The following is a 15,896-nucleotide window of genomic DNA, read 5'->3' as shown; positions in this document are numbered from 1 at the left end:
ACTTTTTACGAGTTCCCGGCGTCTAAGCCACAATGGATTGTGACAAATCGCCAATCTCCTCTTTTTCCACTGACTGCCTGTGCCACGCCCCAAGAGCCAGCCGCGCCGCCTGCTCCGACTCGAATCCCTCGAGAATCGTCGGGTCATGGCTGCCGGAGTGCCGCTGGGGGCGACTCCCGAAGACACCGCGGAGTTCATGCTGGGCACGGTCACCGTGACGCCGATTTTCCTGGAGTCCGATGGCTCGATCGATCCCCAAACGCAGAACTGGACCCCCGCGGAAATTGACTCCGTCCTCGCCAACATCACCGCGGGCGTGAACTGGTGGAGCGATCTGCTCGGCACCCTCGACAGTGTTCACTCTCTGAGTTTTACGGTCGATGATACCTATGCCCGCAATCCCGTCGAAACGGGCTACGAGCCGATCGACCGACCGAGTAACAATTACAATCGTTACGTGGGAGAGTTTCTCGATACCGCTGGCGTCGATCCGTCTCTACAGCTCGACGACGGGATGTTGGCGTTCAATCACTCCCAACGCGAAAAATTCGGCACCGACTGGGCGTTTTCACTGTTCATCGTCGATTCTTCCGATGACCCAGACGGCTATTTCGGCGAAGGCGGCTCTTTCCGTGGTGCCTTCGCTTTCCCCGGGGGACGCTACTTTGTTTCCCCGTCAACACGACCGATCAGCACGTTTACCCACGAGATGGGACATATCTTTTGGGCGTTCGACGAATACTCCGGCGGCGGAAGCTACGACGACACCCGCGGTTACTACAACTCGCCAAATACCAACGCGAGTGACAACCCCACCCCAGGCTTTCAGCAACAAATCAGTATCATGGCGGACTACGACCGCCTGATTACCGCCTTCGGCACGCAAACTTCCCCCGCCTCGACACTCGCTGTGATCGGTTGGCAGGACTCCGATGGCGATGGCGTTTTTGATGTGCTCGACGTGCCTCTTACGATGTCCGGTTCGGGCGAGTTTAACACGCAAACGTCACAATTTGAATTCGTCGGTGAAGCTGCGGTGGGTACACTCCGCAATCAAAATACGTCCGGCAATCAAAGCGATATCACCATCAACCGCATCAGTAGCCTGGATGTGTCCATCAACGATGGCGATTGGGTCAGCGTCGCGACACCCGATGCATACACCGCGACGTTCAATCTGGCAGTGACCGTACCACGTGACTTTAGCAAGATCGCATTCCGTGTTCGCGACGCGCAGACGGGAATCACCAGCGACGTCTGGTCAGCCACGCCGACGACACCGCTGCTGCCAGACTCGACAACACTATCCGGCTATGCGGTTTTCGACACGGATGACAACTCCAGTCGAGCCTCCGGCGAGCCACTCTTGAGCGACGTGTCCATTCACGTAACGGCCGCGGACGGCAGCGAGCTACCCCAGGGAAATTTCGATGCCGCCACCATGGCCCTCAATACGGAATTGGCACCCGTCTCGGGCATCGCTTTCAGCGGCAACTTAGGCTCCTTGAACACGACAGCGCAAGTTCGAACGGTGGCCGGGCTGAACAATACGCCCATGGTCCATATCTATGACTTTCAGCTCCAGTACTGGACACCGAATCTTGGTGATCGGGTCACCGCGCTGGCGAAATTAGACGAACCGACGGCCCACGCGGAAGTCGATGTCGTGGGGTTGACGTCCAGCGGTTTGGCCTATGCTCGGGTCGAAGCCTTCGATGCTGCGGGCAATCTCATCGACCGCGCCACCACCGACCTTCGCAATAATAGTGACGGTGGCCTCGGATTTGGAGAAGTGCAAACGCTCACACTCAATGACTCCGGGGGCCGGATCGCGTCCGTCCGCATCATGGGGCACGCCGGCACGGATATCGGCGTGGCGGCCATCCGCACCGGAGTCCCCAGCGACTGGACGACCGATGCCCATGGCGCCTTTGTGTTAGCGGACCTGCCCACCGGCAACTACCAACTCACGGCGACGTCCGACAACGTCACCTACGGATTCGATCCCGTCACAGTGTCATCCGCCACCAACACACCAATTAGGCTTGTCGCCAACACAGTGGACAGTCCACTGTACAATTCTGTTTTGGCAGCCGATGTCAATCAAGATAACGTGGTGACCGCCGTTGATGCCTTGCAAGTCATCAACTATCTCAATACGTTCGGTTCACATACTCTCACTCACGCAGACACCGCCGGTAGCAAAATTGACGTGACCAATGATGGCGTCATCACAGCACTCGATGCCCTGCGTGTGATCAATTATCTCAACGGTGGTGAGAACGGGTCCTCAAGCGAACCACTCCCCATCGCCTCCCCGCCCACCACCGCACGCGACCCGATGGTCGCTGAAACGACGACCCCTGATCCCGTCGGAATCGATGACGTGCTCACCGAATCAATCGAGTGGATCGCTCCTCAAACCGACCATCCAGACGACGAGCCGTTTGCGTTCCGCATTGTTTGATGGGACATTGCCGACCGACGACCCCGTCCGTCGCCAGTCCAAGCCCGCGTCCCCAATGAGCTTGAGTCCGTCATGTCCGGCACGTGATTAGGACACCAGGAACAATAAGTGACGGGTTTACCGTAGTGGATCTTGTTAAAGATCCTGTTCTGGATGGATCTTTAACAAGAGCCACGACGCCAGTTATTGATCCCACGTTCCTTAGTAAGCGACTCCAGGATGAATCGCAAAATGACTGGGCGCAGGAGTACAGTCACTAGAAAAACGGCTCCTCCGACGGAAGGGTGCATGGGAGTACCGTGGATGGTTTTTGAAGGCATCGCTCCAGTACCCAATCTGTTTTCAAAGCAGCGTCCCTGAGAAACGAATGTTCGGCAGGGACTGGCAACACCATTGGCGCACCATCGACCGGGATATCCCTTGCCAAGCCCGCACCTCTGCAGAGCTTCGCTCCGTTTTTCCCGGCAGGCCCAGTCTAATTTCCCGGCAAACAGCCAAACGCTGTCAATCCAATCCCACCAATAAATCATGGGACCTTGAGACATGACTCCAAAACCTCCGGCGCACGCTTCCGTCGGATGATCCAGTGTTTCTTGCCTGTCCCTATTCTCCCTTAGGCGAGCCCGCACTCTCGAGCGAGGGGGCAGCACCACCGAGTTGGCAGGAGATCTGCGACGCGGCTGACATGGATTCAGCGTGCCGGTGCCCCAAGTGCGGTGCGATTCTGGTCAGCCACCATTCATTTCAGGCCGGGCGGTCACCACCTGCGGCCGCCTTTCGTCAATCAACTCACGGACAAGCCGCATGACGCGCTCTCAAAAACACCGCAGTGCGAAGCAAAACGCGACACCCAAGGAACCGAAGGTGCGCGCTGCGGAGGATGCGATATCAAGCAACGACGCCAAATTGCATTTCCACCACTGCCGGCGATGGTAAAACACTAAGCCCGTAAAGCCATTACTGAGCCGTTGATTCGCGACTTGCAACCGCCCATAGTGCCCAGTACAAAATAGGATGCACCGCCCTCGCATCCACGCCTACCGACAAAAACTGCCTCCACGTGCGAGGGCAGTGATCCTAAACGTTCCGACTCGAATACTTTCTGCTTCAACCGTATGTGAATGGTCGCTAAACTGATCTACAGAACACTGAAGTTCGTTGTGGTTCCCCTGGGGGCAATTGCCTCCGGGCTGTTGATCGCGGGCTACTTCGCTTCGCGTCCCCCGAGCGGCTCCGCAGAGGAATTGATGTGGTCTGAGATCAGGTACGACCACCGCCTGGGCGGTACCGCGGAGAATCCAGTAGAGCTCGTCAAATGGGAGCGAGGAGCGCATGTTGGAGATCAGGCACCGACCGACAAGATACTGGTCTCTTCACCAAATGGACGATTCTGGGTCGAGGCAACCGCTTGGTGCACTGTTCCGGATGGATGGCACGCGTCGATTCTATCGGTCGACGCGGTCCAGGACGGAGGATAACAAACGCAATCGGGATAGGGCCCGGATTGCTCCGGGAGTCATCGGCCTCGTATGAGGTTTCTGTTCGCAACCTGGTAGGTCTTGGCGAGAAGACGTCCAGCACGTGTGGTTCGCTGGCTTATCGATCATCTTCGCAGGCTTCCTCCCCACGGTCTGTCACCGCGCCGCAGTTGCCCTCCCCTCGTACTGTCGTCTTATGAGCTATCCATCTGGTATGATGACTCCCCTCGAAGGAACCGGAACTAAGTACAGGGGACTTTCATCCCACAGGATCACGCCCATCGTTGGGCGCACTGGACGCGGAGAACGGCCTGCGTGTCAATCGAAGTAAAAAGTCATCGGCGACCCATTTATACCACTTGCCGTCGATCAGCCCGAGGAACATGAGCCCGGTCATTTTGAACGTCTTTTCTGCTTCCGCGGACGGCACGCTACCGGCGAAAACGGTCACCATGATGATGGCTGAAACGCCCCGAGAATCGGACGGATAAACAGACTGTCAAGCTGAGTGAGTCGTTCCACTGAACCACTGTGATCGCTCTGCTACTTTTTCTTGGGGCTGACACGGTCATGGAGAAAGGACCGCATTCGCTTCCCGCTGCCACACGACGCTGGCGTACCAATCAAAAAGCTGGAAACGTTCAAGTAGAAATGAATGCATCTTCAGTCGATTCTCCATGAACTTCGTCAGCTCCGTTAACGATGCCTGAGCCTCCTCCTGGCGACCGAGCTGATGCAGCGCCAGTGTGCGAATCGAGAGAGCCACGCCGTGTTGCGGGTGGCGGCCAAGGTTCAGGGTCGCTTTGCACCAATCGATGGCGGATTCGTATTCGCCGGTTCGGTACTTGGCCATCGCCAATACCAAGTCGCCCCATGGCAAGGGATACGGATGGCCTTTCGGCGTGCAGCCCGCTTCGGCCATCTTCACGATCGCTTGGATGTCTTCGCAGGCATCAGCTCGAAGAAGACTCGCACCGACGATCTCGCGCACCTGTAGAAGACGTTCCGCTTGATAATGAGTTTTCAATTCCGCGACGTAGGTTCGATAGAACTCCTCGTCGTCGCAGAGGACAACGAGCGGTGCTGCGTTAAAGTAGGGCCAGAATTTGCCGTGGCTGAGAGACTCCAAGGCGACCAGATCATCCGCTGCGGGTCGCCATCGTTGTTGATTGGCGTAAGATCGCGCCCGCAGGACTCGCAGCAAGGGTTGGTCGCCGTACTTCGTCATCGCGTCATCGACCAAAGTGATGATTTCTTCATCGGCTAGCTGCATCGATAACCCGAGGTCGATGAAGCCCCGCCCCAGACGCTCCAGCTCACTCACTTTTCCATTGGGTGTGGAATTGCGAACATGAACGGCAAGCTGATTTTGTCCTGATTGTAACAATCTGGAGTCGAATCGTTGGGCTAAGTCTTCATAGGGTCGAACGCCCCGGCGAGCGAATAGCTGCTTGCCGTTGAGGTAAACGACGACGTCATCATCATGCGAGATGCGCATCTTGAAGTGAGAGAAACGTGTCGGATCCGCTGCGAACGATTTACGCAGCCAAACGTCCGTCGATGACCAGACTGTACGAACGCGCCGATGATCCCCAATCGTTCCCAGCGGCATCCAACCGTTCGACCACGTCGAGTCGTTGAAATCCATTTGGATCCAATCATCCGGCGGCGGCTCGAACGAATATTGCCAGGGAACTCGTGCGTCCTCACCGATCGGCACCAAGGGCGTTAGCAAGTTTTCCAACCGCATTAAATCTTCCATTTCTAACTGATTTAGATTTCGATCGAAGATTGTTTTGAACGCCGTTTCCCTGACTCGAGCATTTACCTTGTTCTCCAGCGCGACGCTTGACCCGTCGCTGACTCGCTCCAGTGCGTAAAGCATCAACTGTTCGTCAGCCAGTGTCGGGTTCTGTTCGACGAAGAAAAGTTTTTGAGGGGTGCGATCTGGGTGCTGCGCTCATCGAGTCGGTAATTCACAGGGTTCCCGAATTCATAAGTTCGCTGACGGTTGGTTTTGAGTTGAGCCAAGCCCTATAGACAGTATCCCAAATTCCGCTCAGTAGCAGACAGCGTAAGCTCATGGTTCTTTGGCCGCCGGTTTTGTGCCAACGCATGCCGGACAACTTCATCCGTTCGCTGACCACTTGCTTGCAAGCCGATTCCACGACGCCGCTACCGATTGGGTAGCCTCGTGATTTCATCTCAGCATAATTCATAAAACGACTGTAGCGACGAAGGTATCGTTCCGCTTTGACGGCTTCTTCTTTCTCTGACGCCTTGTACTTATGTAGCTCTCGCATTTTCGCGATACTGCGAAGCATCCTTCCGTGTCCGCCGGGCTGCAGCAGCAACCAGCGAGCATGTTCAAGCCACTCCTGCCGCTTGCCTTTGTTCTTGCCAAACTTGAGCGCTTTGGCAATCGTCGTCAGACGCTCCGCCGCATGGTAGTAATCCACGACGCGAGTGATCTTGATCCGCACGCCATCGACGAAGAACTTCCGCAACGTGTTCTTCCAATATGCCGTCTCGACCTTGCCGGCATCGCTGACGTACACGATCTCCGGCACGCAGTCACCGCAGCGACGGATCGTCGATTGAAGCAGGCTGGTCAATTGCGTCGAGAGCGTGACTTGATTGCTTTCGGGAGTGCAGCCCAGGTAGACTGTACCGAGCTTCTTGCCGTCAGCCAACACGCTCACGCAGGCCACGCTCGCCATCTCGAAGAAGCTCCATGGTGCCAAGCCCAAGGCCACACCATCGCGACTAACCGACAGCACCGGCTTCAGTTTCCGCTGCCGGGCTTGCTCGACCAGTTTCATCAACTTGTCCACCTGAGCCTGCTCACGAAAGGGTTCCATGCCACCAGCGAGTGTGCCGACGAGTTTGCGAAGCTTCTCGGTGCCGATTTTCGTACCCATTTGATCCTCGACCAACTCCAGCGTTCGGCCTTGAGAACTTCCTGCGGCAGCAAATTGTTTGCCGACGCGGGTCGCCGCTGCGGGCGTGAATCCGTTCTCCACGCCAAGCAACATTTCGAGCGGAAAAATCGTTCGACCGGATCGACCGCGTCGATAGCGAGCGCGAACAATTGTGACTTTCCCGAACCGCGTGACAACGTCGGTCCGTGGCGTTTTTTCGGCCAAGCGACGATAAGATTTACGTTGGTGCTTGATCGTTCCGGGCATCTGCGAGAGTTCCGGTTCAAGTCGAGAAACGAGCCACTGTATCAACTTGCGTCCGAATTCCCGAAGATGGTCTTGAAGAGCATTTTCCAGGTCAAGCGTTCGCGAAGGTGTCGGGTCGTTCCCGGCGAACAACTCCAGCAGCATGGTGACTTGTTGCCGCAAATCGTCGGCAATTTGGCCAGTGAACTGCGCAATCTCATCAGTTGCGATTGCGTGAATAAGGCTTCCGACGTTAGCTTTGACATCCATGAGGCTTCCTTTCCTGCGGTGTTAGTGTGAGAACCAACATTTTGCAGGAGGAAGCCTCTTTTCATGAATACCAATCCCAGCAAATCAAGGGCGCATTACGTGGATCGCACCCTTTTTGAGCCTTATCGAAGGTTTCGCGAGCCGTCACCTCCTCTCCGATTTCTTCATTGGCAATCGCTTTGAGGAGCGACCGAGTCAATGGGGACGCCGATGCGGATAATGGCGAATTGGCCATCATACCAGCCACTTCCGCAGCACGGCCACTGATCAACAAGGATGTTATCAGCTTCGAATAACCATCATCAAATTCCAAACCCGCCAGCGAACGCAAATGGTCTGGTATCTGTTCGGCGTCAATCGGAAAGAATCGATCCAGCAAATCATTCGCGCTGGCCATGGCAACCGCGTTTCCAGGATCTTGTTGCAGGACGACAAGCAGGTGATGGATCGCCGTCGAGGCATCGCGGTTCCGATCGATGGATTCGGCTTGATCTTTCGCTCGATCACCGAGCGTGGTTGCCAATCGAGTTCGGAGTGGGGTTTGCGTTGGATTCTCTTTCAAAGATTGCTCGGCAAAACGCACGCCGCTGTCAATATCCCCAGACAAAACGAAGCTCAGGAATTGAGTTTGAGAAGTCGTTTGGTTCTCACTGTGATTTCGAAAAAACTTTCGAATATCCGACGAGGCACTCCAACGATCAAACCACTCGCGAGCAGACAGACTTGCAAACCCGCTCTCGATGCTGCGTTGCGACACCAACTCCGCCCATCGTTGTGTGAATTCGGGTGCCGCATAAACTTGCTCGTGGAAATCGCTTAGATCGTAGAGCACCGATTCCGGAATCCCACCGATCAACATCCGCTGCTGATCACCGTTGACGGTAAAGCAATGGCCACCGCCATTTTGGTGCTGCAACACTGTCGGTACCGATATGGCAGGCCCCAACGGCTTGCCATCGCGCCAATCCCAGAATCGAACAATTCCCACGTCGTCGTAGGTCGCGATGACACGGTCGTTGGCAAGCATCCAACATCGAGGATCTGGGCCCACTTCGATGGCTTGCGAGACCTGTTCGAGTGAGTCCATTTCAATCACCCGCAACAGATCGTCTTTGGTGACAACCATCAGGTAATCCTCGTCAGTCGACATCGTCAGCGCCATGACCCAATTCGGCAATTCGATTTGGGTTCGCTCAAACGGGCTGCCGGTCTCCAGATCGTAAAATTCAATTGCCTTGGTCGTTCCCGCGACGATGATCCGGTGCTTCACTGCGACTGCAAAGTCCTTTGCATTCGACTTCGGTTGACAAACAAATATTTCTTTGCCACTAACCGGATCAATTCGCACCAGTGCGTTTTTATCACGCTTATTATTGAACCCACACCCAACGAAGAGCAAATCGGGATACTCAAAGCATTCGATCGACTTCGGCGTGTCGAGTGGTGAGGTCGAAAGCAGCTTGTCAGCGGGGAGGTCCAGAACACCCACTGTGTTGTCGTTGAACACGATCGCTAAATGATCGCCTGTACGATCCGGTCGAATGGTGGGTTGGCCGATGAGAGACTGTTTCCCTGGATGGGGCATTTCAATCGCATGGACTCGTTCGATCGAGTCACGCCACGTCCATACCTCGATGAGCGACGAACTGGCTGTCGATGCGGAATAGGTGAAGATTCGCGATCCATCTCCCAGAAATTGAGCGTCCAAGACCCTGCCGGTCGCACGAAACGATCGACCGATCGGTTCTCCCGCTGACGATTCAAACACCTCCACCATTTGTTTTGTTTGATTGGTGGTTAAGAAGTGTTCTCCGTCCGGGCTAAATCGTTGTTGTTCAAGGATGGATTGCCTTGGCAGTTTGATGATCTCGGCGGTGGGTGTCTCCCCGGGCCACGTCCATACACGGATCTGTCCGTCGTGATCCGTGGTTGCGAGTCGCTTGCCGTCCTGTGAAAAATTAACCGAAGTCGATCCACGACCATTGTAGATCGGTCCCAATCGCGACTCCCCGTTGGTGCTGTTCCAGATTCGCGATGTCGGCCGAGGTCCCACGGTCAAAAACGAATTAGTCGTTCCGATTTGAGCAACCGCCAAGTAAGGAGCCTTGCCAATCAATGTCGTGTCATCGGCCGTGATCTGATGCGAACCAGAGAACGCGAACGAGTAGATGTCGTTCGACTGGGGTGCCATCGCGAGACAATACGGCGAGAGTGGCAACGGCATGGTTCGTGTTTCTTCGTTGGTGTCCAAACTATGCCAAGAAAGATTTGATTCCTCATAAGTGACGATCTCATTGGTGGTCGTGAACATTGGCCACAGGTGCCCGTTGAACCCAAGCTTTCGATGACGGCCAAGCAACGAAACCGAAGGCATCGTCGATGGATCCGAAATATCCATGACAGCGAATTGATCAGAGCTCAACGCGACCCATTTCGTATTCGTCGGATCGAACATGCAAACCAACACGTCGTCATCAAATGGTTGACACTGGATCGTTGACCAAGGTGTCGAGGTGGACATTAAGTAGGCACTCGGACCTGCCGCAATCGAGAGTTGCTTCCCGTCGGAAGTGAATTTGAGGTGACGACATCTTTCGGGAAGGTCAACTTGATGGAGGACCGCTAAACCAGGAAATGAGAGTAGGTAAACCTGGTTCGAGTCGTTCGCCACCGCCAACACATCACCAGCCGAATTCCAACGCGAGCGATAGAGGTTTCCGATTGTCGGTGGCAGCTTCAACGTTTCGTTGCTGATGAGATTCCAAATGAAATCGTGGTTTCGATCGCGGTAAGATTGACAGGCCAGGAAGTCAAGCGAGCAATGAAACTCAAATTCCTCCGCGGTGTGTCTCGTCTTAGGGTCGGTCACGGCGACGGGTTGGGGAACCTGTCGCAACGTCGTGCGAAAGCGAACCGAGTTCGCCCAAAGTCGGTGAGGATCCTCGTCGCCGATCATGGCGGCCTTGGCGTACCATAAAAGGGATTCGCCAAGATCGCCTTGTTCTGTCGCTTGCAAACCCAACAGAGTTTGCATGTCAGATTCGCCGATCTGGGCTTTCTTTAAGTTGGTGAGGGCATCGAGTCGACTCGCTTCGGCTTGCTCGAACGCGGTTTGCCGCTCGGTGGTGAGCGTACGTTGGGATTGTTCCATTCGCCGAAAGTGAATGGCCGCCCAAGTACTTGCGAAAAAGCCGATCAACACCAGCGCGACCAATGTGGCCAACGAACCGGCGAGCGAGCGGTTCCGCTTGCCCCAACGCCGGAGCCGTTCGGAGATTGACGGGCGACGAGCCGAAATGGGCTCGTCGTTCACAAAACTGAGCAGATCGTGTTCCAACTCGGCCGCATTGTGATAGCGGTCCTTGGGATCATGCGCGATCGCTTTGTGGATGATCGTAGCCAAATCGCGAGACACGCCGTTGAGGACTTGGGTCAAGGACCGGGGACCGCGATTGGTAATGTCATGAACCAGTTGGCGTTGATTTGTCGAAACAAAAGCAGGGGTGAGTGTCAACAATTCGTACAGCGTGATGCCGAGTGAATAGATATCACTACGAGGGTCCGAGTGCCCCTGGAAAGTTTCCGGAGCCATGAAACGAAACGTCCCCAGCAGGCTCCCCGTGCCAGTCAATTCCAATCCGTCATCGAGTTTCGCCAGACCAAAGTCGGCAACCCATACGGTGCCGCGTTCATCGAGGATTAAGTTCGCTGGTTTGATATCGCGGTGCTCAACGCCTTGAGCATGCGCGTGATGGAGAGCCGAAGCGACTTGAGCACCGATGTCGGCGGTGAAGCGTTGGTACGGCAAATCACATTGGCGTGCCTCGGACGACGGAGCCTCTTGCAATCGCGGATCGATCGAAGGCAAATCGGTTTGATCAGGCTCACTCGCTCGCGTTCTCGACAACCGCATCGCCGCCGTCGAGATCGTGGGCGCGATGTTGACGGTATCCTGCAGCGAGTTCGCCGAATGGATGGGCGAGCGAGGGAAAACGCGTGCCCGTGTTTCCGCAATCACTTGGTCAAGTCCACGGCCCTGGATGTACTGCATCGCATAGAAGTGCAAGTCGCGATCGCTTCCGACACCGAAAACCGGAACGATATTGGTATGGTGCAACCGGGCCGCCGCTTGCACCTCACGTTCAAAGCGTTTGACTCGATTGTCGTTTTGCAGCGAATGCGGCGGCAGCACCTTGAGCGCGACACGCCGCCCCAAGGCGACTTGTTCGGCCTCGTAAACAACGCCCATGCCCCCACGACCGAGCTCGCGAACGATGCGAAACTCACCAAGGTGGGTTGGCAAGTCTTTGGTCAGAAGTGGCTGGGGCAGGGAAGCCATGTATCTCAACGGGTGGTCCACGCCGGCGTGGGGAGCGAGAGTTTGGATTCCGTCGCGAAGCATCGCGATCAAGCTGCGTGGTTCGGCCTCGGCCCTTTCAATCCATTCGTTGCACGTCTCGCACTCGCTGACGTGGGCCATCACCGTTTCAGCGACGTCGTCAGAAACCGCGCCCTCGATCCAATCAGCCAGGGTCGAGGGATCGGGGCAGTGTTGGGGTGTAAAGTTCATACCGAGCTCTTCGCAAAACCGTTACTGCAAAAATGTGGCGTCCGCTTTGAATTCGCAATTTCCACGGACGCCATCGGTCGCTATAGCGTCCCCGGTAAATCCGCACCGAGTTCTTCTCGCAATCGGCGGAGAATACGAAACCGGGATTGTCGAATTGCCACGGGCGTCATGCCAAGGCTTTTGGCGATCGCCGAAGTTTTTTCACCATCGATCACCGATCGCCAAAACGCTTGCCACGTATTCTCTTCGAAATCAGTCTGCAAGATCGCCAGCGCTCGCGCCGCCAATTGCATGCGTGTTTTGTGCTGTGAACCGGGGTCGCTGTCTTCGAACGGAGCTTCGGGCAATTCGTTGATGACTTGAAAAAAAGAAAAACCTGCCCCGCCTTTGACTTGCTGCACATCCTTGCGTTGCCAATCAGCAATTTTGTTTTTGGCAATGCCCCACATCCATCGCCGCAGGCTTCCACTGCGTTTCGCGTCGTGATGATAGTTGTTGAAACTCGTCGCGACAGCGGTGAAAATGTCTTGGGCGATGTCGTCAACGGCACTCGGATTGACTTCCGCACGGCCGATCCATTCGTAAACAAGCGGCCCGTACACCTGAAGAAAACGCATCCAGGTCTCGTCATCACGTGCCGCCATTCCCGCCAACAAGCTGGCCGACGTCATTGAGGAGATAGGTGCAGGTGACACGAGTGGTCTCGGAGCGACGAGTCAAATTTAAAAACGAATTTCTCACGCAGAGTATAAGCAGACAACTGAGTACATTGTCGCAAAAAGCGATCAGATTTCTTTCCGGCGTTTCCTTTTTGCGTAACGGTTTTACGAACAACTACTGACGCAAGTCGCATCGCACCGATTTTGGTGCTGATCGGATGGAACCGCTTGCTTCGATCGTGCCCCACTCGCCAGGTGAACCTATGCTTTCGACTAATCGCTTTTCACATCTGTTCGGATGGAAACCGAAGCCACAGCGGAGGCAAGCTCGCGATCGACGCCGATTCCGCCGATTCCGCCGATTCGAAACGCTCGAAAAACGGAATCTGCTGGCGACCTACGTCGTCGACAGTCTCACCGATGACGGCAGCGGAACGACTCTGCGAGAGGCGCTGGAGGCAGCTTCTACCGACGAAGCTCGGCATGGACTCCCTGCGGGCGATTCGAACGACATCATTCGTTTTAGCGAGGCTCTGTTCCGTGACGGGCCAGCGACGCTCACCCTACGCCCCGACTTGCATCGAGAGCCTGACCAGGACGTAGGATTGTTTTTTCCTGGGGTGCTCTACGCGTTGGGACAGGGGCGAGATAGGACACCGAGCGTAGGCCAAGAGAGCATCTCAATTTTCGGACCGGGACCGGAACTATTTACCATCGATGCGGGCGGAGCTGAAACCATCTTCGTTGTGGAAGATATCATCGACGTCTCGGGAATGAGGATGACGGGAAGTACAGGCCGCGCCATCAGGTCCGGGGGCGCATTTGACCTGACGCTCGAAAATGTCTTGATTGATGGCAACGCCGGCGGCGGCGTTGAACTGACTGACGGTGTGCTAACAGTAAAGCACAGCACGATCGAGAACAACGGATTTCTTGCTGACGAAACGATCGCAGAAACTGGCGGTGCGATTGATGTTACGGCGTCAGTCGAGGGTAGACTGCCGACCGTCGTGGTCGAAGACTCACTCATCCGTGGAAATCAGGCACACCGGGGCGGCGGGATTTCAGTCGATAGGGCAACCGTTGTCGTTAACCGTAGCACGATTGTGGAAAACACTGCGGTGGGTGACGTCTCTGGGACCTCGAGCGGAGGCGGGATTTACGTTATTCAAAGTGAATTTAGCCTCGCCAATGCGTCGATTGTTTCTGTTTACGAATCGGAGATCGCAAACAACGACGCGGTTCTCGGCGGCGGTATTTACGTTGCAGGAGCAGGGCAAGTTGTCCAGGTGCGAGATAGTGTTCTCGACGGCAACACGGCGTCGGAGTCCGGTGGCGGCGTGTATGTCTTCACGAGTTTAAATGATGGTGTGGGCGCTCAACTGATCCTCAGCGGTAGCACGATCTCGTCGAATCAAGCACCGATCGGTGCCGGTATCGATAACGTCGGTGGAACCTTGGAGATTTCCAATAGCACCTTCTTTGATAACGAGGCAAGTCAGAATGGCGGTGCGATCTCGTCCAGGCGGGTCACTAGCCCTGTTGCATCGGATGGTCCCGCGACCACACTCAACAACACAACGATTTCAGGGAATCGGGCTACAGGATTTGGTGCGGGCATTTTTCACGACCCACAATCTGTCTCTACCGACGATGCAAAATTACGACTGATCAACACGACAATCACACTGAACGAATCCGCAGCCGGTGGTGGTGGTCTCGCTGTCAACGAGGTCGTCGGTTTACCGACGGCAAAGCTCGTCAATACCATTGTGGCCGGAAACACTTCCGTTGCAGCGCCAAGCGACATTTATCTGATGTCGGCTGCATCGATTCTCGTGAACGAAAGCCGATTCAATTTGATCGGCGATCCCGCATCGGCGGGAGGATTGCTCGACGATCGCGCTAGTTCGCTGGGAACTGGAAACATCGTGGGTGATTTGGCCGGCCAACCGATCAACATCGATCAAATACTGTTCCGAAACTTGGCCGACAATTTGGGCAACGCGCCACTGTCGCCACTCTTTGGTACCAACAAACGGATCAAGGCTCCAGCGGTCCATTCACTGAAGTTGGACAGTCCCGCACTCGATGCTGGGACGCCGTTTCTACCTTCGGCAAGCGAGGGAATCCTTTTTGATGAGGCTGGTGCTCCGATCATCCCTACTTTGCGGTATGAGGATGCGTTGAACTCCGACGCCCGCAGTTATCCGTTCTTGCGAGCGGATAGTTCGATTGATGAAAGCGGCTTCGTATTGGGACGCATTGACATTGGCGCGTACGAAAACCAGTTTCGCCCCGTGTTCACCAACCATGAGTTAGTGGTCTCGACGTTGGTAGACGAAGATGACGGTGACTACTCTTATGGCGATCTATCACTTCGCGAAGCAGTCAAGATTGCGAACTTGTCACCGGATGCCAATGGTATTCGTTTCGCATCTTCATTGATCGAAACTGACGAAGGAATCATCTCGACGATTTTCTTGACGACGCCAATCGAAATCGTGTTTGACTTAGTGCTTTCGGGGCCGGGGTCTGACTTGCTCCAAATCAGCGGTTCGAATCAGACACGCATGATTGAAGTCGGACCGCTCGCGAACACGTTCATTTCTGGCTTGGCCTTTGTCGATGGAGTTGGAGAGCGTAGCACCGCCACCTTCGATGGCTTTGACCTCAGCGCACAGGGTGGCGCATTGTTCAATGCTGGTAACACAACGATCCAAGACGTTTTGTTTGCTGACAACACAAGTCGTTTCTCAGGAGATGAGCTTGCTGCCGCTTTTGCTGGTGGCGGCGCAATCGCAAACGTAGGAAGCATGACGATCAAGGACTCCGTACTTCGCGATAACCATTCTGAAGCGATGGGCGGTGCGATTGTCAACTTACTGTTTGACTCTAGAGACTTCAGGTACTCCGTACAAGATAACGAACTGCATATCGGACCCAATGTTCTTCTCGAAAATAACGAAGCAGAAATCGACGGCGGCGCGATCTACACACGTGTGCTGCTTACAATTGAGGATTCAAAGCTAAGCGGCAATGTGGCATTGAACAACGGTGGTGCCATTTCTACTGCCAGTGATGAACTTCGGGGAGGTGGTATGCCACCTCAAACAACCCTCATCCGTCGAAGCGAATTGAGCGGTAATCGGTCAGGGAAGCATGGTGGCGCGATTGGCGACTTAAATGACAATTCCACCGTTGAAGTCATCGACTCCACAATCAGCGGAAACCAAGCTGGTTCAGCCACTGCATCTGGGAACATCCGCGGTGGGGGCATTTAAG

The 15,896-nt window shown here is 55.1% G+C and carries 7 protein-coding genes and 1 pseudogene; 4 read left to right on the top strand and 4 right to left on the bottom strand.

The genetic code is table 11. From position 1 onward, the window contains the following. Positions 1-79 precede the first annotated feature (79 nt). The 3 genes and pseudogenes from SH410x_RS07865 to SH410x_RS07855 all read left to right on the top strand — a co-directional run bounded on the left by SH410x_RS07865 (position 80) and on the right by SH410x_RS07855 (position 3,403). Positions 80-2,467, top strand: coding sequence for a dockerin type I domain-containing protein (locus tag SH410x_RS07865; RefSeq protein WP_473675957.1), 2,388 nt, complete (start codon positions 80-82; stop codon positions 2,465-2,467). Between the two features lie 649 nt (positions 2,468-3,116). Then, positions 3,117-3,275, top strand: a pseudogene (locus SH410x_RS07860) (IS91 family transposase); the annotation flags it as partial. Further along, the gene (locus SH410x_RS07855; RefSeq protein WP_473673935.1) at positions 3,272-3,403 is read left to right on the top strand and encodes a hypothetical protein; all 132 of its coding nucleotides are present in this window, start codon (positions 3,272-3,274) and stop codon (positions 3,401-3,403) included. The pseudogene SH410x_RS07860 and the gene SH410x_RS07855, both read left to right, overlap by 4 nt. 1,110 nt (positions 3,404-4,513) lie before the next feature. On the opposite strand, the gene SH410x_RS07850 is transcribed toward SH410x_RS07855, so the two are convergent. From SH410x_RS07850 to SH410x_RS07835, 4 genes are all read right to left on the bottom strand, one after another. Then, a complete protein-coding gene (locus tag SH410x_RS07850) occupies positions 4,514-5,707 on the bottom strand; it encodes a tetratricopeptide repeat protein (RefSeq protein WP_473675955.1) in 1,194 nt (397 codons plus the stop codon). Between the two features lie 214 nt (positions 5,708-5,921). Next, the gene (locus SH410x_RS07845) at positions 5,922-7,382 is read right to left on the bottom strand and encodes a hypothetical protein (protein WP_473673834.1); all 1,461 of its coding nucleotides are present in this window, start codon (positions 7,380-7,382) and stop codon (positions 5,922-5,924) included. Positions 7,383-7,443: 61 nt separating this feature from the next. Next, entirely contained in the window at positions 7,444-11,952 is a 4,509-nt protein-coding gene (locus tag SH410x_RS07840) for a protein kinase domain-containing protein (protein ID WP_473675953.1), read from the bottom strand. Between the two features lie 80 nt (positions 11,953-12,032). Next, positions 12,033-12,623 (bottom strand): RNA polymerase sigma factor, encoded by a 591-nt coding sequence (locus SH410x_RS07835; RefSeq protein WP_473675951.1) that lies wholly within the window; start codon positions 12,621-12,623, stop codon positions 12,033-12,035. Between the two features lie 251 nt (positions 12,624-12,874). Between SH410x_RS07835 and SH410x_RS07830 the strand changes: the two genes are divergently transcribed. Continuing rightward, complete coding sequence (locus tag SH410x_RS07830) at positions 12,875-15,895, top strand: hypothetical protein (protein WP_473675949.1); 3,021 nt, start codon at positions 12,875-12,877, stop codon at positions 15,893-15,895. Position 15,896: the final 1 nt, after the last annotated feature.

This window comes from Rhodopirellula sp. SH410 (assembly GCF_055811895.1).
This window is presented reverse-complemented; position numbering and strand designations above follow the sequence as displayed.